Here is a 23,056-nt window from a genome sequence, read left to right as displayed (position 1 = left end):
TCCATAGGGGGAGAGCATTTGAGTAAGGAATATCGCCGTGTCTAAAGAAAAATTTGAACGTACAAAACCCCACGTTAACGTCGGTACTATCGGCCACGTTGACCATGGTAAAACAACGCTGACCGCTGCAATCACTACCGTTCTGGCTAAAACCTACGGTGGTAACGCGCGTGCATTCGACCAGATCGATAACGCACCAGAAGAAAAAGCACGTGGTATCACTATCAACACCTCTCACGTTGAATACGATACCCCGTCTCGCCACTACGCGCACGTTGACTGCCCAGGGCACGCCGACTATGTGAAAAACATGATCACCGGTGCTGCCCAGATGGACGGTGCGATCCTGGTTGTTGCTGCGACTGACGGCCCAATGCCTCAGACCCGTGAGCACATCCTGCTGGGTCGTCAGGTTGGCGTTCCTTTCATCATCGTGTTCCTGAACAAATGTGACATGGTTGATGATGAAGAGCTGCTGGAACTGGTTGAGATGGAAGTGCGTGAGCTGTTGTCTCAGTACGACTTCCCAGGCGACGACACCCCAGTGGTTCGTGGTTCTGCTCTGAAAGCGCTGGAAGGCGACGCTGAGTGGGAAGCAAAAATCATCGAACTGGCAGGCTACCTGGATTCTTATATTCCAGAACCAGAGCGTGCGATTGACAAGCCGTTCCTGCTGCCAATCGAAGACGTATTCTCCATCTCCGGTCGTGGTACCGTTGTTACCGGTCGTGTAGAGCGCGGTATCGTTAAAGTGGGTGAAGAAGTTGAAATCGTTGGTATCAAAGATACGGCGAAATCTACCTGTACTGGCGTAGAAATGTTCCGCAAACTGCTGGACGAAGGTCGTGCAGGCGAGAACGTTGGTGTTCTGCTGCGCGGTATCAAGCGTGAAGAAATCGAGCGTGGTCAGGTACTGGCTAAGCCGGGTTCAATCAAGCCGCACACTCAGTTCGAATCAGAAGTGTATATCCTGAGCAAAGATGAAGGCGGCCGTCATACTCCGTTCTTCAAAGGCTACCGTCCTCAGTTCTACTTCCGTACCACTGACGTGACGGGCACCATCGAACTGCCAGAAGGCGTAGAGATGGTAATGCCGGGCGACAACATCAAAATGGTTGTTACCCTGATCCACCCAATCGCGATGGATGATGGTTTGCGTTTCGCAATCCGTGAAGGCGGCCGTACAGTAGGCGCGGGCGTTGTTGCTAAAGTTATCGCTTAATCGCTGATAAACTTAATGCATGAAAAAGGCACTTCGGTGCCTTTTTTTACGTCCGAATGATTAGATGGAAATTGAAATAAAAATAATTCTTATTTAGAATAACTCAGTTGGTTAAAAAATCGCTAGGCGCGGTTTCAAATGCTAGTTGTAGTGTCCTGAAAGGTAGTGCGAAAGACACTCGCAATAACAATGAGTCATTCTGATATGTATGTTTGTTTGTGCAACGCGATTTCTGACAAAGTCATTCGTAATGCTGTTCGTCAGCACCAGCCTCAATCTATGCAACAATTACGCAAGCTCGTTCCTATTGGGACCGATTGCGGTAAGTGTATTCGTCAGGCACGTGTCATTTTTGAGGAAGAACAGGCTAAAATTCCTGATATGTATGAAGTAGCATAAAATGTAGGGTCGTTTCTTTGACTCTCTGCTTACCGGTTCTACACTTTAAGAACTGGAGCGGAGGAGTATGTCATGAAAGGCGATAAAAAAGTCATCACACACCTGAATAAGTTATTGGGCAACGAGCTGGTAGCCATTAACCAATATTTTCTTCATGCCCGAATGTTTAAAAACTGGGGCTTAACCCGTCTAAACGATCACGAATATCATGAATCTATTGACGAAATGAAGCATGCTGATCGCTACATCGAACGAATCCTATTTCTTGAAGGCATCCCGAATCTACAGGATTTGGGTAAGTTAAATATTGGCGAGGATGTCGAAGAGATTTTACGCTCTGACCTTCAACTTGAATTGGATGGCGCAAAGAATTTGCGTGAGGCAATTGCCTATGCTGATTCGGTACATGACTACGTCAGTAGGGATTTAATGATAGAAATTCTTGCCGATGAAGAAGGGCACATCGATTGGCTGGAAACAGAATTAGATTTGATTTCACGTCTTGGTATACAAAACTATCTTCAAGCTCAGCTAAAAGCTGAGTAACATAGCAGGTACGATGCTATGTATTGTTATCCCCAATCCGGCTGGTGTCCCACATATCGTCCGGCCGGATTTAAAATCATCTCATCCCGCTTGTTGCTTCCCCTGCCAATTTGCGTATAATGCGCGAGCTTACCGAAACTAGGTAAGCCTGATTCAATCCGAATCAGACGGTCAATATTCATTTATTGCCCAAAACAATACTCCCGATATGGGGGTTATGTGCTGACGATTACACTCCCCCATCAATCGAAATGGGTGCGAGGAGTAATCATTTACGTTTATAAATAATTGGAGCTCTGGTCTCATGCAGAACCAAAGAATCCGTATCCGCCTGAAAGCGTTTGATCATCGTCTGATTGATCAATCAACTGCGGAAATCGTCGAGACTGCTAAGCGCACTGGTGCGCAAGTACGTGGTCCGATCCCGCTGCCGACCCGCAAAGAGCGCTTTACCGTTCTGATTTCTCCGCACGTCAATAAAGATGCGCGCGATCAGTACGAGATTCGCACTCACAAGCGTCTGGTTGACATCGTTGAGCCAACCGAGAAAACCGTTGATGCTCTGATGCGTCTGGATCTGGCTGCTGGTGTAGACGTGCAGATCAGCCTGGGTTAATCAGGTCATTGAGCGATTGAGAGGTTGAAACAATGATTGGTTTAGTCGGTAAAAAAGTGGGCATGACCCGTATCTTCACTGAAGATGGCGTATCTATCCCCGTAACCGTTATCGAAATTGAAGCAAACCGCGTAACTCAGGTTAAAGACCTGGCTAACGACGGTTACCGCGCTGTGCAAGTAACTACTGGTGCTAAAAAAGCAAACCGTGTTACTAAGCCAGAAGCAGGTCACTTTGCTAAAGCTAGCGTAGAAGCTGGCCGTACTCTGCGTGAATTCCGTCTTTCTGAAGGCGAAGAGTTCACTGTAGGTCAGAGCATCAGTGTCGAAATTTTCGCAGACGTTAAAAAAGTAGACGTTACTGGTACATCTAAAGGTAAAGGTTTTGCTGGCACAGTTAAGCGCTGGAATTTCCGTACTCAGGATGCTACTCACGGTAACTCCTTGTCCCACCGCGTGCCGGGTTCTATCGGTCAGAACCAGACTCCGGGCAAAGTGTTCAAAGGCAAGAAAATGGCAGGCCAGCTGGGTAACGAGCGTGTAACCGTTCAGAGCCTGGACGTAGTGCGTGTTGACGCTGAGCGCAACCTGCTGCTGGTTAAAGGTGCTGTTCCGGGAGCTACCGGTAGCGACCTGATCGTTAAACCAGCTGTGAAGGCGTGAGGAGATAGCAATGGAATTAGTATTGAAAGACGCGCAAAGCGCGCTGACTGTTTCCGAAACTACCTTCGGTCGTGATTTCAACGAAGCGCTGGTACATCAGGTTGTTGTTGCTTATGCAGCAGGTGCCCGTCAAGGTACTCGCGCCCAGAAGACCCGTGCTGAAGTAACTGGTTCCGGTAAAAAACCTTGGCGTCAGAAAGGTACTGGCCGTGCGCGTTCTGGTTCTGTTAAGAGCCCGATCTGGCGTTCCGGTGGAGTGACCTTCGCTGCTAAGCCACAGGACCACAGTCAGAAAGTTAACAAAAAGATGTACCGCGGCGCGCTGAAAAGCATTTTGTCCGAATTGGTACGTCAAGATCGTCTGATCGTTGTCGAGACGTTCTCTGTAGAAGCACCGAAAACTAAGTTGCTGGCACAGAAACTGAAAGATATGGCACTGGAAGACGTGTTGATCATCACCGGTGAACTGGATGAGAATCTGTTCCTGGCCGCTCGTAACCTGTACAAGGTTGACGTGCGTGATGCAGCAGGTATCGACCCAGTTAGCTTGATCGCCTTCGACAAAGTCGTTATGACTGCAGATGCAGTTAAGCAAGTTGAGGAGATGCTGGCATGATCCGTGAAGAACGTCTGCTGAAAGTACTGCGCGCGCCGCACGTATCTGAAAAAGCATCTACCGCGATGGAAAAAACTAACACCATCGTTCTCAAAGTTGCTAAAGACGCGACTAAAGCAGAGATCGTTGCTGCTGTCGAGAAACTGTTCGAAGTAGAAGTTAAAGACGTAAACACCCTGGTAGTTAAGGGTAAAGTTAAGCGTCACGGACAGCGTATTGGTCGTCGTAGCGACTGGAAAAAAGCTTACGTCACCCTGAAAGAAGGCCAGAATCTGGACTTCATCGGCGGCGCTGAGTAAGTCGGAGGAGAAAGACAATGGCAGTTGTTAAATGTAAACCGACATCTCCGGGTCGTCGCCACGTTGTTAAAGTGGTTAACCCTGAGCTGCACAAGGGCAAGCCTTACGCCCCATTGCTGGAAAAGAACAGCAAATCCGGTGGCCGTAACAACAATGGCCGCATCACTACCCGTCACATCGGTGGTGGTCACAAACAGCAGTATCGTCTGGTTGACTTCAAACGCAATAAAGATGGTATTCCTGCGGTTGTTGAGCGTCTCGAGTATGATCCGAACCGTTCCGCGAATATCGCGCTGGTTCTATACAAAGACGGCGAGCGTCGTTACATCCTAGCGCCGAAAGGCCTGAAAGCCGGCGACCAGATCCAATCTGGCGTTGATGCTGCGATTAAAGCGGGTAACACCCTGCCGATGCGTAACATTCCAGTCGGTTCAACGGTTCACAACGTAGAAATGAAACCAGGTAAAGGCGGCCAGTTGGCGCGCTCTGCTGGTACTTACGTTCAGATCGTTGCTCGTGACGGTGCTTACGTTACCCTGCGTCTGCGTTCTGGCGAAATGCGTAAAGTCGAATCCGACTGCCGCGCTACGCTGGGCGAAGTTGGCAACGCTGAGCATATGCTGCGCGTTCTGGGTAAAGCGGGTGCTGCACGCTGGCGTGGTGTTCGTCCTACCGTTCGCGGTACGGCAATGAACCCAGTCGACCACCCACACGGTGGTGGTGAAGGTCGTAACTTTGGTAAGCACCCAGTTAGTCCGTGGGGCCTCCAGACCAAAGGTAAGAAGACCCGCAGCAACAAGCGTACTGATAAATTTATCGTACGTCGCCGTACTAAATAATCTTAGAGGATAAACCATGCCACGTTCTCTCAAGAAAGGTCCTTTTATTGACCTGCACTTGCTGAAGAAGGTAGAGAAAGCGGTGGAAAGCGGAGACAAGAAGCCTTTGCGCACTTGGTCCCGTCGTTCAACGATCTTTCCAAATATGATCGGTTTGACCATCGCTGTCCATAATGGTCGTCAGCACGTTCCGGTGTTTGTTTCCGATGAAATGGTCGGTCACAAACTGGGTGAATTCGCGCCGACTCGTACTTATCGCGGCCATGCGGCCGACAAAAAGGCCAAGAAGCGCTAAGGTAGGAGGAAGAGATGGAAACTATCGCTAAACATTGCCACGCTCGTTCTTCTGCTCAAAAGGTTCGCCTGGTGGCAGACCTGATTCGCGGTAAGAAAGTGTCGCAAGCTCTGGAAGTTCTGACCTACACCAACAAGAAAGCTGCTGGTCTGGTTAAAAAAGTGCTGGAGTCTGCTATTGCTAACGCAGAACACAACGATGGCGCTGACATTGATGATCTGAAAGTCGCGAAAATCTTCGTTGACGAAGGCCCAAGCATGAAGCGCATTATGCCGCGTGCTAAAGGTCGTGCGGATCGCATCCTGAAGCGTACCAGCCACATTACTGTGGTTGTGTCCGATCGCTGAGACTCTGGAGACTAGCAATGGGTCAGAAAGTACATCCTAATGGTATTCGCCTGGGTATTGTCAAACCTTGGAACTCTACCTGGTATGCGAATACCAAAGAATTCGCTGACAACCTGGACAGCGATTTTAAAGTTCGTAAATACCTGACGAAGGAACTGGAGAAGGCTTCCGTTTCTCGTATCGTTATCGAACGTCCGGCAAAAAGCATCCGTGTGACTATTCACACCGCTCGCCCGGGTATCGTGATCGGTAAAAAAGGTGAAGATGTTGAAAAACTGCGCAAAGTCGTAGCGGATATCGCTGGCGTGCCTGCACAGATCAATATCGCAGAAGTTCGTAAACCTGAACTGGACGCAAAATTGGTTGCTGACAGCATCACTTCTCAGCTGGAGCGTCGTGTGATGTTCCGTCGTGCTATGAAGCGTGCGGTACAGAACGCCATGCGTCTGGGCGCTAAAGGTATTAAAGTTGAAGTAAGTGGCCGTCTTGGCGGCGCTGAAATCGCGCGTACCGAATGGTACCGTGAAGGTCGTGTTCCATTGCATACACTGCGTGCGGATATCGACTACAACACCTCCGAAGCGCACACCACTTATGGTGTTATCGGTGTGAAAGTGTGGATCTTCAAAGGTGAGATCCTGGGTGGTATGGCTGCCGTTGAACAACCGGAAAAACCGGCTGCTCAACCTAAAAAGCAGCAGCGTAAAGGCCGCAAGTAAGGAGAGTCGCTGATGTTACAACCAAAGCGTACAAAATTCCGTAAGGTGCACAAGGGCCGCAACCGTGGTCTGGCGCAGGGTACGGATGTTAGCTTCGGCACTTTCGGTCTGAAAGCTGTTGGCCGCGGTCGCCTGACTGCTCGTCAAATCGAAGCTGCACGTCGTGCCATGACTCGTGCTGTTAAGCGTCAAGGTAAGATCTGGATCCGTGTATTCCCGGACAAACCGATCACCGAGAAACCGCTTGAAGTTCGTATGGGTAAAGGTAAAGGTAACGTGGAATATTGGGTTGCCTTGATTCAGCCAGGTAAAGTCCTGTACGAAATGGACGGTGTGCCGGAAGAGTTAGCCCGTGAGGCATTCCAACTGGCAGCAGCGAAACTGCCTATCAAAACCACCTTTGTAACTAAGACGGTGATGTAATGAAAGCAAATGAGCTGCGTGAAAAAAGCGTCGAAGAGCTGAACACTGAACTGCTCGGCCTGCTGCGCGAGCAATTTAACCTGCGTATGCAGGCTGCCAGTGGTCAGTTGCAACAGACTCACCTGGTAAAACAAGTGCGTCACAATATTGCACGTGTTAAGACTTTACTGACTGAGAAGGCGGGTGCGTAATGACCGATAAAATCCGTACTCTGCAAGGTCGTGTTGTAAGCGACAAAATGGAGAAATCCATGGTTGTTGCTATCGAACGTTTTGTGAAACACCCGCTTTACGGTAAATTCATTAAGCGTACGACTAAGCTGCACGTACATGACGAGAACAATGAATGCGGTATCGGTGACGTGGTTGAAATCCGCGAATGCCGTCCGCTGTCCAAAAATAAGTCTTGGACACTTGTTCGCGTTGTAGAGAAAGCAATTCTGTAATAAAGTAGCGCTCTTCTCTTATGATAAACGGCTCTGCAAAGGGCCGTTTATTTTTTCTACCCATACCAAGGAAGCGGTGTTATAATGCTGCGCCCTCAATTATGGGGTATTTAATGGCCCGAAAGGGTCCTAGAGTAGTAGTTGACAAGCGGAGCACTAAAATGATCCAAGAACAGACTATGCTGAACGTGGCCGATAATTCCGGTGCACGTCGCGTAATGTGTATCAAGGTTCTAGGTGGCTCGCACCGTCGCTACGCAGGCGTCGGCGATATCATCAAAATTACCATCAAGGAAGCAATTCCTCGCGGTAAGGTGAAGAAAGGCGATGTTCTGAAGGCGGTAGTGGTGCGCACCAAGAAGGGTGTTCGTCGCCCGGACGGTTCTGTCATTCGCTTCGATGGCAATGCTTGCGTTATTTTAAACAATAACAGCGAACAGCCTATCGGTACGCGTATTTTTGGGCCGGTAACTCGTGAACTGCGTAATGAGAAGTTCATGAAAATTATCTCTCTGGCACCAGAAGTACTTTAAGGAGCGAATCATGGCAGCGAAAATCCGTCGTGATGACGAAGTTATCGTGCTAACCGGTAAAGATAAAGGTAAGCGCGGTAAAGTAAAAAATGTCCTGTCTGCTAGTAAGGTCATTGTTGAAGGTATTAACCTGGTTAAAAAACATCAGAAGCCGGTTCCGGCCCTGAATCAACCAGGTGGCATCGTTGAAAAAGAAGCTGCAATTCAAGTTTCTAACCTTGCAATCTTCAATGCGGCAACTGGTAAGGCTGACCGTGTAGGCTTTAGATTCGAAGACGGAAAAAAAGTCCGTTTCTTTAAATCTAATAGCGAAACTATCAAGTAATTTGGAGTAGTACGATGGCGAAACTGCATGATTACTACAAAGACGAAGTAGTTAAAAAACTCATGACTGAGTTTAGCTACAATTCTGTCATGCAAGTCCCTCGGGTCGAGAAGATCACCCTGAATATGGGTGTTGGTGAAGCGATCGCTGACAAGAAACTGCTGGATAACGCAGCAGCTGATCTGGCAGCAATCTCCGGTCAAAAACCGTTGATCACCAAAGCACGCAAATCTGTTGCAGGCTTCAAAATCCGTCAGGGCTATCCGATCGGCTGTAAAGTAACTCTGCGTGGCGAACGCATGTGGGAGTTCCTTGAGCGTCTGATTTCCATTGCTGTACCGCGTATTCGTGACTTCCGTGGCTTGTCTGCTAAGTCATTCGATGGTCGTGGTAACTACAGCATGGGTGTGCGTGAGCAGATCATCTTCCCGGAAATCGACTACGATAAAGTCGATCGCGTTCGTGGTTTGGACATTACCATTACCACTACTGCGAAATCCGATGATGAAGGCCGTGCGCTGTTGGCCGCCTTTAACTTCCCATTCCGCAAGTAAGGTAGGGTTACTAATGGCTAAGCAATCCATGAAAGCACGCGAAGTTGTTCGTGTGAAACTGGCTGAAAAATACCGCGCTAAACGCGAGGAATTGAAAGCTATCATCTCTGGTGTGAACTCATCCGATGAAGATCGTTGGGATGCAGTTCTTAAGCTGCAGACTCTGCCGCGTGATTCCAGCCCGTCTCGTCAGCGTAACCGCTGCCGCCAAACTGGTCGTCCGCACGCTTTCCTGCGGAAGTTCGGGTTGAGCCGTATCAAGGTCCGTGAAGCCGCTATGCGCGGTGAAATTCCGGGTCTGAAAAAGGCTAGCTGGTAATTGTCACCAATTGAATCACGGGAGTAAAGACAGATGAGCATGCAAGATCCGATCGCGGATATGCTGACCCGTATCCGTAACGGTCAAGCCGCGAACAAAGTTGCGGTCACCATGCCTTCCTCCAAGCTGAAAGTGGCAATTGCCAACGTGCTGAAGGAAGAAGGTTACATTGAAGATTTCAAAATCGAAGGCGACACCAAGCCAGTTCTGGAATTAGAACTTAAATATTTCCAGGGCAAAGCAGTCGTAGAAAGCATTCAGCGAGTAAGCCGCCCAGGCCTGCGCATCTATAAAAGAAAAGATGAGCTGCCAAAAGTTATGGCCGGTTTGGGTATCGCTGTTGTTTCTACCTCTAAAGGTGTTATGACTGATCGTGCAGCTCGCCAGGCTGGTCTTGGTGGCGAGATTATCTGCTACGTAGCTTAATCGGGAGGAAAAATGTCTCGTGTTGCAAAAGCACCCGTCGTCATTCCTGCCGGCGTAGAGGTAAAACTCAACGGTCAGGATGTTTCGATTAAGGGTAAAAACGGCGAGCTGAGTCGTAAGATCCACGATGCTGTTGAAGTGAAACAAGCTGACAACGCTCTGACTTTCGCTCCGCGCGAAGGTTTCGTTGACGGATGGGCCCAAGCGGGTACCACTCGCGCTCTGTTGAACGCAATGGTTATCGGTGTTACCGAAGGCTTCACTAAGAAGCTGCAACTGGTTGGTGTTGGTTACCGTGCTGCTGTTAAAGGCAATGTGGTTAACCTGTCTCTTGGGTTTTCTCACCCAGTAGAGCATGCACTGCCGGCAGGTATTACTGCAGAATGCCCAAGCCAAACTGAAATCGTACTGAAAGGTGCTGATAAGCAGGTTATTGGTCAGGTTGCTGCGGAATTACGCGCCTACCGTCGTCCTGAGCCTTATAAAGGCAAGGGTGTCCGTTACGCCGACGAAGTCGTGCGTACCAAAGAGGCTAAGAAGAAGTAAGGTAACACTATGGATAAGAAAGCAGCTCGTATCCGTCGTGCGACCCGCGCACGCCGCAAGCTCCAGGAACTGGGTGCGACGCGTCTGGTGGTACATCGTACACCACGCCATATTTATGCGCAGGTCATTGCACCGAACGGTTCTGAAGTCCTGGTAGCCGCTTCTACTGTAGAAAAAGCTATCGCTGAACAACTGAAGTCTACCGGTAATAAAGACGCAGCTATCGCAATAGGTAAAGCTATTGCAGAACGCGCGTTAGAAAAAGGCATCAAAGATGTCTCTTTCGACCGTTCCGGTTTCCAATATCATGGTCGAGTCCAAGCACTGGCAGATGCTGCCCGTGAAGCTGGCCTTCAGTTCTAAGGTAGAGGTGTAAGATGGCTCACATCGAGAAACAAGCTGGCGAACTGCAGGAAAAGCTGATCGCGGTAAATCGCGTATCTAAAACCGTTAAAGGTGGTCGTATTTTCAGCTTCACCGCACTGACTGTAGTGGGTGATGGCAACGGCCGCGTTGGTTTTGGTTACGGTAAAGCTCGCGAAGTTCCGGCAGCGATCCAGAAAGCGATGGAAAAAGCCCGTCGCAATATGATGAATGTCGCGCTGAACAACGGCACCCTGCAGCACCCAGTTAAAGGTGCTCACACGGGTTCTCGTGTGTTCATGCAGCCAGCTTCCGAAGGTACCGGTATTATTGCCGGTGGTGCAATGCGCGCCGTTTTGGAAGTTGCAGGGGTTCACAACGTATTGGCTAAAGCCTATGGTTCCACTAACCCGATTAACGTGGTTCGTGCAACGATTGATGGCTTGGCCAATATGAAGTCCCCAGAAATGGTCGCTGCCAAGCGTGGTAAATCCGTTGAAGAAATTCTGGGGTAATGACCGTGGCAAAGACTATTAAAATTACTCAAACCCGTAGTGCAATCGGTCGTCTGCCGAAACATAAGGCGACACTGCTTGGCCTGGGTCTGCGTCGTATTGGTCATACAGTTGAACGTGAGGATACTCCTGCGGTTCGCGGTATGGTCAACGCGGTTTCCTACATGGTTAAAGTAGAGGAGTAACAGATGCGTTTAAATACTCTGTCTCCGGCCGAAGGTGCTAAACACGCACCAAAGCGTTTAGGTCGTGGTATCGGTTCTGGCCTGGGCAAAACCAGTGGCCGTGGTCACAAAGGTCAGAACTCTCGTTCTGGCGGTGGCGTACGTCGTGGTTTTGAAGGTGGTCAGATGCCTTTGTATCGTCGTCTCCCGAAATTCGGTTTTACTTCTCGCAAAGCGATGATCACGGCAGAAGTTCGTCTGTCTGATTTAGCTAAAGTAGAAGGCGACGTGGTTGACCTGAATACGCTGAAAGCCGCTAATGTTATTGGCATTCAGATTGAGTTCGCGAAAGTGATTCTGTCTGGTGAAGTTGCTCGTCCGGTAACGATTCGTGGTCTGCGTGTCACTAAAGGTGCTCGTGCTGCTATCGAAACTGCTGGCGGTAAAATTGAGGAATAAGTAGCAGATGGCTAAGCAACCAGGATTAGATTTTCAAAGTGCTAAAGGCGGAGTTGGTGAACTGAAGCGCAGACTTTTGTTTGTTATCGGTGCGCTAATTGTTTTCCGTATTGGCTCTTTTATTCCAATTCCTGGTATTGATGCCACTGTGCTTGCCAAATTGCTTGAACAGCAGCGAGGCACCATCATTGAAATGTTTAACATGTTCTCTGGTGGTGCTCTCAGCCGTGCTTCTATCTTTGCATTGGGTATTATGCCGTATATTTCGGCGTCAATTATTATCCAGTTGCTGACGGTGGTTCATCCCGCGTTGGCAGAAATAAAGAAAGAAGGGGAGGCTGGCCGTCGTAAGATAAGCCAGTATACTCGTTACGGTACCTTGGTATTGGCTATATTCCAGTCGATCGGTATTGCTACCGGTTTGCCTAATATGCCTGGAATGCAAGACTTGGTGATAAACCCTGGTTTTGCTTTCTATTTTACCGCTGTTGTGAGCCTGGTTACTGGGACAATGTTCCTGATGTGGCTGGGAGAACAGATTACGGAACGTGGTATCGGTAACGGTATCTCGATCATAATCTTCGCTGGTATTGTTGCGGGACTACCGCCGGCCATTGGCCATACCATCGAGCAAGCTCGGCAAGGCGACCTGCACTTCCTCCTGTTGCTGTTGGTTGCAGTTTTAGTGTTTGCAGTAACCTTCTTCGTTGTTTTCGTTGAGCGTGGTCAACGTCGTATCGTCGTTAACTATGCAAAACGTCAACAGGGTCGTCGTGTTTATGCAGCACAGAGTACGCATTTACCGCTGAAGGTGAACATGGCTGGGGTTATCCCTGCAATCTTCGCCTCCAGTATTATTCTGTTCCCAGCCACGATTGCATCTTGGTTTGGGGGCGGTACCGGTTGGAACTGGCTGACAACTATTTCGCTGTATTTGCAGCCCGGACAACCGCTTTATGTGTTACTCTATGCGTCTGCAATCATCTTCTTCTGTTTCTTCTACACTGCGTTGGTTTTCAACCCACGCGAAACAGCAGATAACCTGAAGAAGTCCGGTGCATTCGTGCCAGGAATTCGTCCGGGAGAGCAAACGGCGAAATATATCGATAAAGTGATGACTCGCCTGACTCTGATTGGTGCGATGTATATTACTTTTATCTGCCTGATCCCGGAGTTTATGCGTGACGCAATGAAAGTACCTTTCTATTTCGGGGGTACATCTTTATTGATCGTTGTTGTCGTCATCATGGACTTTATGGCTCAAGTGCAAACTCTGATGATGTCGAGTCAATATGAGTCTGCATTGAAGAAAGCAAACCTGAAAGGCTATAACCGTTAATTAGGCGAGCTTGAGAAGTTACGGAGAGTAAAAATGAAAGTTCGTGCTTCCGTCAAGAAATTATGTCGTAACTGTAAGATTGTTAAGCGTAACGGTGTCGTTCGTGTGATCTGCAGTGCCGAGCCGAAGCATAAACAGCGTCAAGGCTGATTATCTCGCATATTTTTCTTGCAAAGTTGGATTGAGCTGGCTAGATTAGCCAGCCAATCTTTTGTATGTAGCTGCAACATTATTTGAGTATCCTGAAAACGGGCTTTTCAGAATGGTGTTGCTGTATAAAATTGTAGGAGTGCATAGTGGCCCGTATAGCAGGCATTAACATTCCTGATCATAAACATACCGTTATTGCGTTAACGTCGATTTTCGGTATCGGTAAGACTCGGTCGCAGGCTATTTGTGCTGCAACAGGGATTGCCGAAGATGTTAAGATCAGTGAGCTGTCTGAAGAGCAAATCGATAAGCTGCGTGACGAAGTTGCCAAGTTTGTTGTAGAAGGTGATCTGCGTCGTGAAGTTACCCTGAGCATCAAGCGTCTTATGGACCTTGGTACTTATCGTGGTTTGCGTCATCGTCGTGGTCTGCCGGTTCGCGGTCAGCGTACCAAGACTAACGCCCGTACCCGTAAGGGTCCGCGCAAACCGATCAAGAAATAATCGGGGTGATTGAATAATGGCAAAGGCACCTATTCGTGCACGTAAGCGTGTCAGAAAGCAAGTCTCTGACGGTGTGGCTCATATCCATGCTTCTTTCAACAACACCATCGTAACCATTACTGATCGTCAGGGTAATGCGCTGGGTTGGGCAACTGCCGGTGGTTCCGGCTTCCGTGGTTCTCGTAAATCTACGCCGTTCGCTGCTCAGGTAGCTGCAGAACGTTGCGCAGAGGCCGTGAAAGAGTACGGTATTAAGAACCTGGAAGTTATGGTTAAAGGACCTGGTCCGGGCCGTGAGTCTACTATCCGCGCGTTGAACGCGGCTGGTTTCCGCATCACTAATATTACTGATGTGACTCCGATCCCTCATAACGGTTGTCGTCCGCCGAAAAAGCGCCGCGTATAACGCCGCTTTTAGGATTGTTGGAGAAAGAAAATGGCAAGATATTTGGGTCCTAAGCTCAAGCTGAGCCGTCGTGAAGGCACCGACCTGTTTCTGAAGTCTGGTGTTCGTGCGATCGATTCCAAGTGTAAAATTGAACAAGCTCCTGGCCAGCACGGTGCGCGTAAACCGCGTCTGTCTGACTATGGTGTACAGTTGCGTGAAAAGCAAAAAGTTCGCCGTATCTACGGTGTTCTGGAGCGTCAGTTCCGTAACTATTATAAAGAAGCTGCACGTCTTAAAGGCAACACAGGTGCAAACCTGCTGCAACTGCTGGAAGGTCGTCTGGATAACGTTGTTTATCGTATGGGTTTTGGTGCCACTCGTGCTGAAGCACGTCAGATGGTAAGCCACAAAGCTATCATGGTAAACGGTCGCGTTGTTAGCATCGCTTCTTATCAGGTATCCCCGAATGACGTAGTCAGCATCCGTGAGAAAGCGAAAAAGCAATCTCGCGTGAAAGCCGCTCTGGAGCTGGCTGAACAGCGTGAAAAGCCAACTTGGCTGGAAGTTGATGCTGCCAAGATGGAAGGTGTGTTCAAACGTATTCCTGAACGTACCGATCTGTCTGCGGACATTAATGAACACCTGATCGTCGAGCTTTACTCCAAGTAAAGCTTAGTACCAAAGAGAGGACACAATGCAGGGTTCTGTGACAGAGTTTCTAAAACCGCGCCTGGTTGATATCGAGCAAGTGAGTTCGACGCACGCCAAGGTGACCCTTGAGCCATTAGAGCGGGGCTTCGGCCATACTCTTGGCAACGCACTGCGCCGTATTCTGCTTTCATCCATGCCAGGTTGCGCGGTGACCGAGGTTGAGATTGATGGTGTACTGCATGAGTACAGCACCAAAGAAGGCGTACAGGAAGATATCCTGGAAATCCTGCTCAACCTGAAAGGGCTGGCGGTGAGAGTTCAAGGCAAAGATGAAGTTATTCTTACCCTGAATAAATCTGGCATTGGCCCTGTGACTGCAGCCGACATTATCCATGATGGTGATGTCGAAATCGTCAAGCCGCAGCACTTAATTTGCAACCTGACTGATGAAAACGCATCTATTAGCATGCGTATCAAAGTTCAACGTGGTCGTGGTTATGTGCCGGCATCTGCCCGTATTCATACGGAAGAAGATGAGCGCCCGATCGGTCGTCTGTTAGTTGATGCTTGCTACAGCCCTGTAGAACGTATTGCCTACAATGTTGAAGCAGCTCGTGTTGAACAGCGTACTGATCTGGACAAGCTAGTCATCGAAATGGAAACCAATGGCACGATCGATCCTGAAGAGGCGATCCGCCGTGCGGCTACCATTCTGGCTGAACAACTTGAAGCTTTTGTTGACTTACGTGATGTTCGTCAGCCAGAAGTGAAAGAAGAGAAACCAGAATTCGATCCGATTTTGCTGCGCCCTGTTGACGATCTGGAATTGACTGTCCGCTCTGCTAACTGCCTTAAGGCAGAAGCTATCCACTACATCGGTGATCTGGTACAGCGTACCGAGGTTGAGCTGCTTAAAACGCCGAACCTGGGTAAAAAATCTCTTACTGAGATTAAAGATGTACTGGCTTCCCGTGGTTTGTCTCTGGGCATGCGCTTGGAAAACTGGCCACCGGCAAGCATTGCTGATGAGTAACCAGATCACAGGTTAAGGTTTTACTGAGAAGGATAAGGTCATGCGCCATCGTAAGAGTGGTCGTCAACTGAACCGTAACAGCAGCCATCGCCAGGCTATGTTCCGTAACATGGCTAGTTCTTTGGTTCGTCATGAAATCATCAAGACGACCCTGCCGAAAGCGAAAGAGCTGCGTCGCGTTGTTGAACCGCTGATTACTCTTGCCAAGACCGACAGCGTTGCTAATCGTCGTCTGGCATTCGCCCGTACTCGTGATAATGAGATCGTGGCAAAACTGTTTAATGAACTGGGCCCGCGTTTCGCGAGCCGTGCCGGTGGTTACACTCGTATTCTGAAGTGTGGTTTCCGTGCTGGTGACAATGCGCCGATGGCATACATCGAGCTCGTTGATCGTTCAGTTTCGCAGACAGAAGAAGTGGCTACTGCAGAGTAATCTGTAAGAGCGTAAAAAAGCCGGGGAAACCCGGTTTTTTTATATCTGAAATAAGTCATGCTTGCGCATAAATATACATGGTAAGCAACTATCTGTGTCTGAGTGAACTGAAAAATACACCCCACCTGTTCTCATCTACCCATTTCGACTATATACTCTACACGTTTTATTGACGCACATACTAACCCGAGTTCCTTAGGAGTAATGATGACCACATACCGTCATAAACGCGGGAAAATACAGGATAACGCCATTGAGGCATTGCTACATGACCCGCTGTTTCGCCAACGAATTGAAGTGAATGAAAAAGGGAAAGGAAGTTATCGTAGAAAAGACAAGCATATTAAGAAAGGTAGTTGGGAGGCCAGTGGTAAGCAATCAAATGATTATTTACCTCTGGCCTTTCTACTTTTTGCGTAATGAAGCAGAGGTTAAATAGAAACTCAATTTTTACTGTTTGGGCTGTTGTTCTTTAAGTAAATCGCGAATTTCAGCTAATAGTTTCTCTTCTGTGCTAGGCTTTGGCGGTGCGGCTGGTATATCTTCCTGTTTACGTCGCATTTTATTCATAAGCTTGATAGCTATAAAAATTGCGAAAGCGACGATGATAAAGTCGAAAATATTCTGGATGAAAGCGCCATAGTTCATGACAACAGCGGGAATTTCGCCTTGGGCGTCACGAAGAATAAGGCTGAATTGTTTAAAATCCACACCACCAATCAAAAGCCCAAGCGGTGGCATAATAATATCTGATACCAGAGAAGAAACGATCTTGCCGAAAGCTGCACCAATAATGACACCCACTGCCAAATCAACAACGTTGCCACGCATGGCAAACTCTCTGAATTCTTTGATGATGCCCATATCCGTTCTCCTTGCCAAAAATTATAAATTAATTCCAACCACTAGCCGTATCTTTACCAGATTATCGATTAGCAATAAATCTGTTCCCACATTACAAAAAGAAGGGACTTGGTTGAAATAGACGTTCAACATCAGGCACAAATTTCTTGTCAGCCAAGAACATGATGACATGATCACCTTGTTCAATTTTGCTATTTGTATTGGCAATGATGACGTCGTCACCGCGCACAATTGCGCCTATAGTGGTACCGGGTGGAAGTTTAATATCTTCGATCATTCTGCCGACAACTTTCGATGTGCCCTCATCTCCGTGGGCGATTGCCTCGATTGCTTCGGCTACGCCACGACGTAAAGAAGATACGCTGACGATATCCGCCTTGCGGACGTGGCTGAGCAGCGCAGAAATTGTTGCCTGTTGTGGGGATATTGCGACATCGATGACGCTACCCTGAACCAGATCGACATAAGCCCGACGTTGGATCAGTACCATGACTTTTTTCGCGCCCATGCGTTTAGCCAGCATAGCTGACATAATATTCGCTTCGTCATCGTTGGTAATAGCGATGAATACATCGATCTGCTCAATATGCTCTTCGGCAAGGAGTTCTTGATCTGAAGCATCGCCATGGAATACGACCGTATTTTGCAGAAGCTCAGCCAGTTCCACAGCTCTGTCTGCATTTCTTTCTATCAACTTGATGCTGTAGTCCTTTTCTAACCGCTGCGCTAATCCTGCACCGACGTTCCCACCACCAACGATCATGATCCTTTTATACGGCTTTTCAAGGCGCTGCAGCTCGCTCATTACCGCACGAATATGCTGTGAAGCGGCGACAAAAAACACCTCATCTCCAGCTTCGATGATGGTGGAACCCTGTGGGCGAATTGGGCGATCGTGACGAAAAATAGCCGCAACGCGGGTATCTACGTGAGGAATGTGTTCACGCAGAGAGGTGAGGGCATTACCAACCAGTGGGCCACCATAGTAAGCGTTAACTGCAGCAAGACTCACTTTGCCTTCAGCAAAGTTGACGACCTGAAGTGCTCCAGGATATTCGATCAGTTTGTAAATGTTATCGATTACCAACTGTTCCGGGGAGATCAGGTGATCGATGGGAACCGCTTCTGGTAAAAACAGCTGTTCTGATTCACGTATGTATTCAGCTGCACGAATGCGCGCAATCCGGTTTGGTGTTTTGAAAAGCGAGTACGCGATCTGGCAGGCTACCATATTCGTTTCATCTGAATTGGTAACAGCAACCAGCATATCGGCATCTTCCGCTCCCGCCTCACGCAGCACTCGTGGGTGAGAGGCATAGCCCGTAACGACACGTAGATCAAATTTATCTTGAAGCTGGCGTAACCGATTTGCATCAGTATCAACGACAGTGATGTCATTGTTTTCGCCAGCAAGGTTTTCTGCCAGTGTTCCGCCGACCTGACCTGCGCCAAGAATGATAATTTTCATAATAAGCCATGCCATTTATTAATTGCTGTTTGTTGCAGACAATACTGGGTTCAATATTAATTTTTTACCAGCTTCGCATAAAAGAAACCATCACCACCATCGGCATGGGGAAGCATCTGCATACCTGGCATCTCACTTGTTCCTGTACCGACAAGCATTGCATCAGCATGACGAGAAAGGAAATCAATGAGTTGTAGGGTATTTTCTTGTGGAAGGATAGAACAGGTTGCATAAACCATTGTGCCGCCAGTTTTGAGATGTGGCCAGATGGCATCAAGAATTTCTTTTTGCAATGCGACTAATTCTTCGATGTCTCTGTCTCGGCGCAACCACTTAATATCAGGATGGCGGCGAATCACGCCTGTGGCTGAGCAAGGGGCATCCAGCAGAATGCGATCAAATATACGCCCTTCGCACCATGAGTCGGGGTAACGTCCATCGCCTTGTTTTACTTCGGCATGCATTTGTAGCCGTAGTAAATTTTCTTTTACCCGACCTAAACGTGTTTCATCTACATCGACAGCGAGTACATGAGACTTTGGTGCAGCTTCTAAAATGTGTGTTGTTTTTCCACCGGGTGCAGCGCAGAGATCGAGGATCTGTTCACCATCTTGTGGATCGAGCCAATAGACGCAGCCTTGAGCCGATGCATCTTGTACCGTAGCCCACCCTTGCGAAAATCCTGGCAATTGATCGACTGCACAGGGAGAGGCAAGTCGTATTGCATCGCTGTATTCAGCATGAGGAAATGCCTCGATTCCCTCTTGTACTAACAAGTTTAAATATGCTTCACGTGTATGGTGTAACCGATTCACTCGTAGCCACATCGGAGGGCGTTGATTATTCGCCTCAACGATGTTTTGCCAATGATTTGGATAGGCTCGCTCAATGCGCGCCAGCAGCCAGCTCGGGTGCAGGTAGTGAGATGAGTGAGTTGCCTCACGTTGGATCAGTTCTTCCTGCTGACGCTGGAATTGGCGTAATACGCCATTAATCAGCCCCTTGAGTTGCGGTTTTTTTAACGCCACAGCACCTTCTACTGTTTCAGCCAGCGCTGCATGTGGCGGGATCCGCGTATATTGCAGTTGATAGATGCCGACCATGATGAGGTAGTGCAGCGTGCGTTGTTTACCTGTCAGAGGTTTAGCCATCAGTTGTTGGATACACCATTCCAACTGCGGTAAAACGCGTAATACGCCGAAGCAAAGCTCTTGCAAAAGTGCGCGATCTTTATCGGAGACTTCACGCTGATGAACAGGTAATAAGGCACTGAGTGATTGCCCCTGATCCAGAACCTGTCCCACCACTTTTGCGGCAATACTGCGTAGATTGTATGAGCTTTTCATGTGTTAGCGATGACGTATACGTAAAAGAGAGAGGATATACCGGCATGGTGCCGGTATGAAAAATAGATTAGTCCAGTGTATTACCGGGAACGAACCACTCACGACGTGAGTTAAGCAGATCCTGCGTGCCCATGACTTTTTTGCCTGCGGGCTGCAATTCCTGAATATTCAAGATGCCATCGGCTGTTGCTACCTGAATGCCCTGCTTGTCTGCCTGTATGATTGTACCAGGCTGTGAGCCATGTGCTTTGGCGATGACCTCAGCTTTCCAGACTTTCACTGGCTGTTCATCGACGATGAAATAGCCGACTGGCCAAGGATTAAAAGCACGAATACAGCGCTCAAGCTGCTCAGCAGATAACTGCCAGTTTAGGCGTGCTTCTTCTTTGCTGAGCTTTTCTGCATAGGTGGCAAGGGCGTCATTTTGTACTTCAGCGACAGCGCTGCCATCAGCAAGCTGTTCCAGCGTTTCCAATAAGCCACGTGGGCCCAGCTCAGCAAGTTTATCGTACAACGTTGCGCTGGTATCTTGCTGCAGAATAGGGCACGAAATTTTGTGCAGCATTGCGCCAGTATCGAGCCCAACATCCATTTGCATGATCGTCACACCGGTTTCACTATCTCCAGCCCACAATGCGCGCTGAATGGGTGCTGCACCACGCCAGAGAGGCAACAGAGATCCGTGGACATTAATGCAGCCAAGACGAGGCATGGATAATACGGGCTGCGGCAGAATTAAGCCGTAGGCGACAACGACCATAACATCGGCATTTAACGCCTGAACCATCGCTTGATTTTCTTCCGGCCGCAGAGATTTAGGCTGGAAAACGGGGAGGCTATACTGCTCTGCCAGTACTTTTACTGGACTGGGAGTGAGCTTGTTGCCCCTGCCTGCTGGACGATCGGGCTGGGTGAAAACGCCAACGACTTCATGGCCCGATGATAAAAGCGCGTCGAGGTGACGCGCGGCAAAGTCAGGGGTTCCGGCAAAGATTATGCGTAAAGAATCAGACACGGTGCTTCCTGTCAGGATGAAAATTATCGGGCTCGACTATTCTGCTTAGCCAGTTTTTCCAGTTTTTGACGAATGCGCTGGCGTTTAAGCGGGGAAAGGTAATCGATAAACAGTTTCCCAACCAGATGGTCCATTTCGTGCTGAATACAAATGGCGAGTAACTCGCTTGCTTCAAGTTCGAACGCCTTACCTTCACGATCCAATGCGCGCACTTTCACATGCTCTGCACGAGGAACCAGCGCACGCGTTTCAGGGATCGACAGACAACCCTCTTCGATGCCAGTATCGCCGCTCTTTTCAATCAACTCGGGATTGATCAGCACCAGTCGTTGGTCTCGTTCTTCAGAGACGTCAATAACAATAATACGTTGATGAATATTGACTTGTGTCGCTGCCAGGCCAATACCTTCTTCTTCGTACATGGTATCGAACATATCATCCACGATACGTTGAATATCTGCATTGACTTCTTTTACGGGCTGCGCAGTGATGCGGAGCCGATCGTCTGGAAAATGTAATACCTGCAAAACTGACATATATGTTTAGATCTGTATCTGAATAGTGAGAGAGTCTTAACGCTCATTCTAGACATTTCCTGCCCCGATTGACAGCATCAGCACTGAATTGCAGCACTTATCTGAACAGAGCTGAGTAGGGGGCGCCGATGCTATCAACGGAAATATGGCTACGTATGACGGGCGTACGGCACCTAGGGGCCAGGCGTGCTCAGGCGATTGTCAGAAAGCTTATTGATTTAAATACGTTCGATAATGAGACTTTGGGGGCGTTAGGTCTGTCTGATGCTCAAATTGCCCAATTCTGTTCCTATGATCGTAAGATCATAGAAGAAACTCTCAACTGGTTGTCTCATCCCAATAATCATATCGTGACGTGCGAAGATGCCCTGTATCCCTTTCTGTTGAGCAATATTCGTGATTTTCCGTTGTTGCTTTTTGTCTCTGGTTCTCCTCAGTTGCTGGCATCACCACAAATATCAATTATTGGTAGCCGAGGGAGCAGTGCTTACGGTGAGCGTTGGGGATGCTTTTTCGCCCAGGAGCTTGCTGCGAATGAACTCACAGTGACAAGTGGGCTAGCGATTGGCATTGATGGTATTGCCCATCGGGCCGCTTTGGATGCCGGAGGCAGAACCATTGCCGTGCTGGGAAGCGGACTGGAGAATATTTATCCCAAGCGGCACGCTAAGCTTGCCGAACGTATTTGTGGCGGTGGTGGCGCGCTGGTTTCCGAATTTCCTCTCGCGATGCCGCCTTTCCCAACCAACTTTCCCAGAAGAAACCGTATTATCAGTGGGCTAGGGCTGGGGGTTCTGGTCATTGAAGCGTCTATCCGCAGTGGGTCGTTGGTCACCGCACGTTATGCTTTGGAGCAAGGGCGGGAGGTTTTTGCTTTGCCGGGGCCGCTTGGTAACCCGATGACTGAGGGGACACACTGGTTAATCCAGCAAGGGGCAAGCCTAGTTACACATCCGAAAGATATTCTTGAACAGTTGGTGAGTGAATTGCAGTGGTTGCCGATGCAAAGCGGGCAAACTATTTCTAACGAAGAAGAGGATGGCGAATTGCCATTTGCCGACGTGTTGGCTAACGTAGGAGATGAGGTTACACCTGTTGACGTTGTCGCTGAACGTGCCGGCCAACCTGTGCCAGAGATAGTCACTAAGCTATTGGAGCTGGAGTTAGCAGGATGGATCGCAGCAGTACCCGGCGGCTATGTCCGATTAAGGAGGGCAGGCCATGTTCGACGTACTCATGTACTTGTTTGAGAGCTACATCCACAATGAAACTGAAATGGGTGTCGATCAGGATACGTTAACTGATGACCTCACTCGCGCTGGATTCCATCGTAACGATATCTATAGCGCGTTGAGTTGGCTGGAAAAACTGGCCGATATTCAGGAAGGGCAGACCGCGCCGCTTTATTTAGCGAACGATCCTCTGGCTATGCGGATCTATACGCAGGATGAGGCGCTGCGTCTTGATGCAGAATGTCGTGGCTTTTTATTGTTCCTTGAGCAAATTCAGGTTCTGAACCTTGAAACGCGGGAAATGATTATTGAACGCATCATGGCGTTGGAAACGCAGGAATTTGATCTGGAAGATCTGAAGTGGGTCATTCTCATGGTGCTTTTCAATGTACCTGGTTGTGAGAATGCTTATCAGCAAATGGAAGAATTACTCTTTGAGGTCAATGACGGTTATGTGCAATAGCCA

The 23,056-nt window shown here is 48.7% G+C and carries 39 protein-coding genes; 34 read left to right on the top strand and 5 right to left on the bottom strand.

Translation table 11 applies throughout. The annotated features are described in order from the left end of the window. The first annotated feature begins 37 nt into the window (after window positions 1-37). From tuf to DMB82_RS18200, 32 genes are all read left to right on the top strand, one after another. The gene (gene tuf, locus DMB82_RS18355) at window positions 38-1,222 is read left to right on the top strand and encodes an elongation factor Tu (protein ID WP_102116828.1); all 1,185 of its coding nucleotides are present in this window, start codon (window positions 38-40) and stop codon (window positions 1,220-1,222) included. 204 nt (window positions 1,223-1,426) lie between these two features. Continuing rightward, a complete protein-coding gene (bfd, locus tag DMB82_RS18350; RefSeq protein WP_005970281.1) occupies window positions 1,427-1,621 on the top strand; it encodes a bacterioferritin-associated ferredoxin in 195 nt (64 codons plus the stop codon). Window positions 1,622-1,693: 72 nt separating this feature from the next. Then, entirely contained in the window at window positions 1,694-2,167 is a 474-nt protein-coding gene (bfr, locus tag DMB82_RS18345) for a bacterioferritin (protein ID WP_010286186.1), read from the top strand. Window positions 2,168-2,471: 304 nt separating this feature from the next. Next, a complete protein-coding gene (gene rpsJ, locus DMB82_RS18340; RefSeq protein ID WP_001181005.1) occupies window positions 2,472-2,783 on the top strand; it encodes a 30S ribosomal protein S10 in 312 nt (103 codons plus the stop codon). 32 nt (window positions 2,784-2,815) lie between these two features. Then, entirely contained in the window at window positions 2,816-3,445 is a 630-nt protein-coding gene (rplC, locus tag DMB82_RS18335; RefSeq protein ID WP_102119300.1) for a 50S ribosomal protein L3, read from the top strand. 10 nt (window positions 3,446-3,455) lie between these two features. Continuing rightward, the gene (rplD, locus tag DMB82_RS18330; protein WP_010304939.1) at window positions 3,456-4,061 is read left to right on the top strand and encodes a 50S ribosomal protein L4; all 606 of its coding nucleotides are present in this window, start codon (window positions 3,456-3,458) and stop codon (window positions 4,059-4,061) included. Next, window positions 4,058-4,360, top strand: coding sequence for a 50S ribosomal protein L23 (rplW, locus tag DMB82_RS18325; protein ID WP_005970277.1), 303 nt, complete (start codon window positions 4,058-4,060; stop codon window positions 4,358-4,360). Before rplD ends, rplW begins: the two co-directional genes overlap by 4 nt. Before the next feature lie 17 nt (window positions 4,361-4,377). Next, complete coding sequence (rplB, locus tag DMB82_RS18320; RefSeq protein ID WP_102119299.1) at window positions 4,378-5,199, top strand: 50S ribosomal protein L2; 822 nt, start codon at window positions 4,378-4,380, stop codon at window positions 5,197-5,199. Window positions 5,200-5,215: 16 nt separating this feature from the next. Continuing rightward, window positions 5,216-5,494 carry a 30S ribosomal protein S19 gene (gene rpsS / locus DMB82_RS18315; protein WP_004929772.1) on the top strand — a complete coding sequence of 93 codons (279 nt, stop codon included), beginning with the start codon at window positions 5,216-5,218 and terminating at the stop codon, window positions 5,492-5,494. Window positions 5,495-5,508: 14 nt separating this feature from the next. Next, entirely contained in the window at window positions 5,509-5,841 is a 333-nt protein-coding gene (gene rplV / locus DMB82_RS18310) for a 50S ribosomal protein L22 (protein ID WP_005970275.1), read from the top strand. A 17-nt stretch (window positions 5,842-5,858) separates the two neighbouring features. Further along, window positions 5,859-6,560, top strand: a complete 702-nt coding sequence (gene rpsC / locus DMB82_RS18305) for a 30S ribosomal protein S3 (RefSeq protein ID WP_005970274.1) — start codon at window positions 5,859-5,861, stop codon at window positions 6,558-6,560. Window positions 6,561-6,572: 12 nt separating this feature from the next. Further along, a complete protein-coding gene (rplP, locus tag DMB82_RS18300; protein WP_005970273.1) occupies window positions 6,573-6,983 on the top strand; it encodes a 50S ribosomal protein L16 in 411 nt (136 codons plus the stop codon). Continuing rightward, the gene (rpmC, locus tag DMB82_RS18295) at window positions 6,983-7,174 is read left to right on the top strand and encodes a 50S ribosomal protein L29 (protein ID WP_005970272.1); all 192 of its coding nucleotides are present in this window, start codon (window positions 6,983-6,985) and stop codon (window positions 7,172-7,174) included. Before rplP ends, rpmC begins: the two co-directional genes overlap by 1 nt. Beyond that, window positions 7,174-7,428 carry a 30S ribosomal protein S17 gene (gene rpsQ / locus DMB82_RS18290; RefSeq protein ID WP_010286161.1) on the top strand — a complete coding sequence of 85 codons (255 nt, stop codon included), beginning with the start codon at window positions 7,174-7,176 and terminating at the stop codon, window positions 7,426-7,428. Before rpmC ends, rpsQ begins: the two co-directional genes overlap by 1 nt. A gap of 161 nt (window positions 7,429-7,589) precedes the next feature. Further along, the gene (gene rplN / locus DMB82_RS18285) at window positions 7,590-7,961 is read left to right on the top strand and encodes a 50S ribosomal protein L14 (protein ID WP_000613954.1); all 372 of its coding nucleotides are present in this window, start codon (window positions 7,590-7,592) and stop codon (window positions 7,959-7,961) included. Window positions 7,962-7,971: 10 nt separating this feature from the next. Further along, window positions 7,972-8,286, top strand: a complete 315-nt coding sequence (gene rplX, locus DMB82_RS18280; protein WP_005970267.1) for a 50S ribosomal protein L24 — start codon at window positions 7,972-7,974, stop codon at window positions 8,284-8,286. Between the two features lie 14 nt (window positions 8,287-8,300). After that, window positions 8,301-8,840, top strand: coding sequence for a 50S ribosomal protein L5 (gene rplE, locus DMB82_RS18275; protein WP_039487909.1), 540 nt, complete (start codon window positions 8,301-8,303; stop codon window positions 8,838-8,840). Window positions 8,841-8,853: 13 nt separating this feature from the next. Beyond that, window positions 8,854-9,159: a 30S ribosomal protein S14 gene (gene rpsN / locus DMB82_RS18270; RefSeq protein WP_010286114.1), complete on the top strand. Its 306-nt coding sequence runs from the start codon at window positions 8,854-8,856 to the stop codon at window positions 9,157-9,159. Between the two features lie 33 nt (window positions 9,160-9,192). Further along, the gene (rpsH, locus tag DMB82_RS18265; RefSeq protein ID WP_005970261.1) at window positions 9,193-9,585 is read left to right on the top strand and encodes a 30S ribosomal protein S8; all 393 of its coding nucleotides are present in this window, start codon (window positions 9,193-9,195) and stop codon (window positions 9,583-9,585) included. 12 nt (window positions 9,586-9,597) lie between these two features. After that, window positions 9,598-10,131 carry a 50S ribosomal protein L6 gene (rplF, locus tag DMB82_RS18260; RefSeq protein WP_005970259.1) on the top strand — a complete coding sequence of 178 codons (534 nt, stop codon included), beginning with the start codon at window positions 9,598-9,600 and terminating at the stop codon, window positions 10,129-10,131. A gap of 9 nt (window positions 10,132-10,140) precedes the next feature. Beyond that, a complete protein-coding gene (rplR, locus tag DMB82_RS18255; RefSeq protein WP_039487912.1) occupies window positions 10,141-10,494 on the top strand; it encodes a 50S ribosomal protein L18 in 354 nt (117 codons plus the stop codon). Between the two features lie 14 nt (window positions 10,495-10,508). Then, the gene (gene rpsE, locus DMB82_RS18250; RefSeq protein ID WP_005970257.1) at window positions 10,509-11,009 is read left to right on the top strand and encodes a 30S ribosomal protein S5; all 501 of its coding nucleotides are present in this window, start codon (window positions 10,509-10,511) and stop codon (window positions 11,007-11,009) included. A gap of 5 nt (window positions 11,010-11,014) precedes the next feature. Continuing rightward, window positions 11,015-11,194 (top strand): 50S ribosomal protein L30, encoded by a 180-nt coding sequence (rpmD, locus tag DMB82_RS18245; protein WP_004846568.1) that lies wholly within the window; start codon window positions 11,015-11,017, stop codon window positions 11,192-11,194. A gap of 3 nt (window positions 11,195-11,197) precedes the next feature. Continuing rightward, window positions 11,198-11,632 carry a 50S ribosomal protein L15 gene (rplO, locus tag DMB82_RS18240; RefSeq protein ID WP_010286086.1) on the top strand — a complete coding sequence of 145 codons (435 nt, stop codon included), beginning with the start codon at window positions 11,198-11,200 and terminating at the stop codon, window positions 11,630-11,632. Between the two features lie 7 nt (window positions 11,633-11,639). Further along, the gene (secY, locus tag DMB82_RS18235; protein WP_010286083.1) at window positions 11,640-12,971 is read left to right on the top strand and encodes a preprotein translocase subunit SecY; all 1,332 of its coding nucleotides are present in this window, start codon (window positions 11,640-11,642) and stop codon (window positions 12,969-12,971) included. Window positions 12,972-13,004: 33 nt separating this feature from the next. After that, window positions 13,005-13,121, top strand: coding sequence for a 50S ribosomal protein L36 (gene rpmJ, locus DMB82_RS18230; RefSeq protein ID WP_002227352.1), 117 nt, complete (start codon window positions 13,005-13,007; stop codon window positions 13,119-13,121). 146 nt (window positions 13,122-13,267) lie between these two features. Next, window positions 13,268-13,624: a 30S ribosomal protein S13 gene (rpsM, locus tag DMB82_RS18225; RefSeq protein WP_010286058.1), complete on the top strand. Its 357-nt coding sequence runs from the start codon at window positions 13,268-13,270 to the stop codon at window positions 13,622-13,624. A 16-nt stretch (window positions 13,625-13,640) separates the two neighbouring features. Next, complete coding sequence (rpsK, locus tag DMB82_RS18220; RefSeq protein WP_002919257.1) at window positions 13,641-14,030, top strand: 30S ribosomal protein S11; 390 nt, start codon at window positions 13,641-13,643, stop codon at window positions 14,028-14,030. A 30-nt stretch (window positions 14,031-14,060) separates the two neighbouring features. Beyond that, the gene (gene rpsD / locus DMB82_RS18215; RefSeq protein ID WP_010286047.1) at window positions 14,061-14,681 is read left to right on the top strand and encodes a 30S ribosomal protein S4; all 621 of its coding nucleotides are present in this window, start codon (window positions 14,061-14,063) and stop codon (window positions 14,679-14,681) included. 25 nt (window positions 14,682-14,706) lie between these two features. Further along, on the top strand, window positions 14,707-15,696 hold the full coding sequence (locus DMB82_RS18210) for a DNA-directed RNA polymerase subunit alpha (protein ID WP_102119298.1): 990 nt from the start codon (window positions 14,707-14,709) through the stop codon (window positions 15,694-15,696). A gap of 40 nt (window positions 15,697-15,736) precedes the next feature. Next, window positions 15,737-16,129, top strand: a complete 393-nt coding sequence (gene rplQ, locus DMB82_RS18205) for a 50S ribosomal protein L17 (RefSeq protein ID WP_005970246.1) — start codon at window positions 15,737-15,739, stop codon at window positions 16,127-16,129. Window positions 16,130-16,336: 207 nt separating this feature from the next. Continuing rightward, complete coding sequence (locus tag DMB82_RS18200) at window positions 16,337-16,549, top strand: alternative ribosome-rescue factor A (protein WP_102119297.1); 213 nt, start codon at window positions 16,337-16,339, stop codon at window positions 16,547-16,549. 30 nt (window positions 16,550-16,579) lie between these two features. Here DMB82_RS18200 and mscL read toward each other — a convergent pair whose 3' ends face one another. From mscL to def, 5 genes are all read right to left on the bottom strand, one after another. Beyond that, window positions 16,580-16,993, bottom strand: coding sequence for a large-conductance mechanosensitive channel protein MscL (gene mscL / locus DMB82_RS18195; RefSeq protein ID WP_102119296.1), 414 nt, complete (start codon window positions 16,991-16,993; stop codon window positions 16,580-16,582). Between the two features lie 91 nt (window positions 16,994-17,084). Continuing rightward, window positions 17,085-18,461: a Trk system potassium transporter TrkA gene (gene trkA, locus DMB82_RS18190; protein WP_102119295.1), complete on the bottom strand. Its 1,377-nt coding sequence runs from the start codon at window positions 18,459-18,461 to the stop codon at window positions 17,085-17,087. A 56-nt stretch (window positions 18,462-18,517) separates the two neighbouring features. Beyond that, window positions 18,518-19,807 carry a 16S rRNA (cytosine(967)-C(5))-methyltransferase RsmB gene (rsmB, locus tag DMB82_RS18185; RefSeq protein WP_102119294.1) on the bottom strand — a complete coding sequence of 430 codons (1,290 nt, stop codon included), beginning with the start codon at window positions 19,805-19,807 and terminating at the stop codon, window positions 18,518-18,520. A gap of 67 nt (window positions 19,808-19,874) precedes the next feature. Continuing rightward, complete coding sequence (fmt, locus tag DMB82_RS18180; protein ID WP_116164897.1) at window positions 19,875-20,822, bottom strand: methionyl-tRNA formyltransferase; 948 nt, start codon at window positions 20,820-20,822, stop codon at window positions 19,875-19,877. 23 nt (window positions 20,823-20,845) lie between these two features. Beyond that, on the bottom strand, window positions 20,846-21,358 hold the full coding sequence (gene def / locus DMB82_RS18175; protein ID WP_102119292.1) for a peptide deformylase: 513 nt from the start codon (window positions 21,356-21,358) through the stop codon (window positions 20,846-20,848). Window positions 21,359-21,486: 128 nt separating this feature from the next. Here def and dprA point away from each other — a divergent pair, with 128 nt between their 5' ends. Both dprA and DMB82_RS18165 read left to right on the top strand, forming a co-directional pair. Beyond that, window positions 21,487-22,608, top strand: a complete 1,122-nt coding sequence (gene dprA / locus DMB82_RS18170; RefSeq protein WP_102119291.1) for a DNA-protecting protein DprA — start codon at window positions 21,487-21,489, stop codon at window positions 22,606-22,608. After that, window positions 22,580-23,053, top strand: a complete 474-nt coding sequence (locus DMB82_RS18165; protein ID WP_102119290.1) for a DUF494 family protein — start codon at window positions 22,580-22,582, stop codon at window positions 23,051-23,053. Before dprA ends, DMB82_RS18165 begins: the two co-directional genes overlap by 29 nt. The last annotated feature ends 3 nt before the right edge of the window (window positions 23,054-23,056 follow it).

Source organism: Pectobacterium aquaticum (assembly GCF_003382565.3).
In the GTDB taxonomy this organism is placed as follows: Bacteria; Pseudomonadota; Gammaproteobacteria; order Enterobacterales; family Enterobacteriaceae; genus Pectobacterium; species Pectobacterium aquaticum.
The sequence above is the reverse complement of the archived record's forward strand: the minus strand, read 5'-3'. Positions and strand labels throughout refer to the sequence as shown.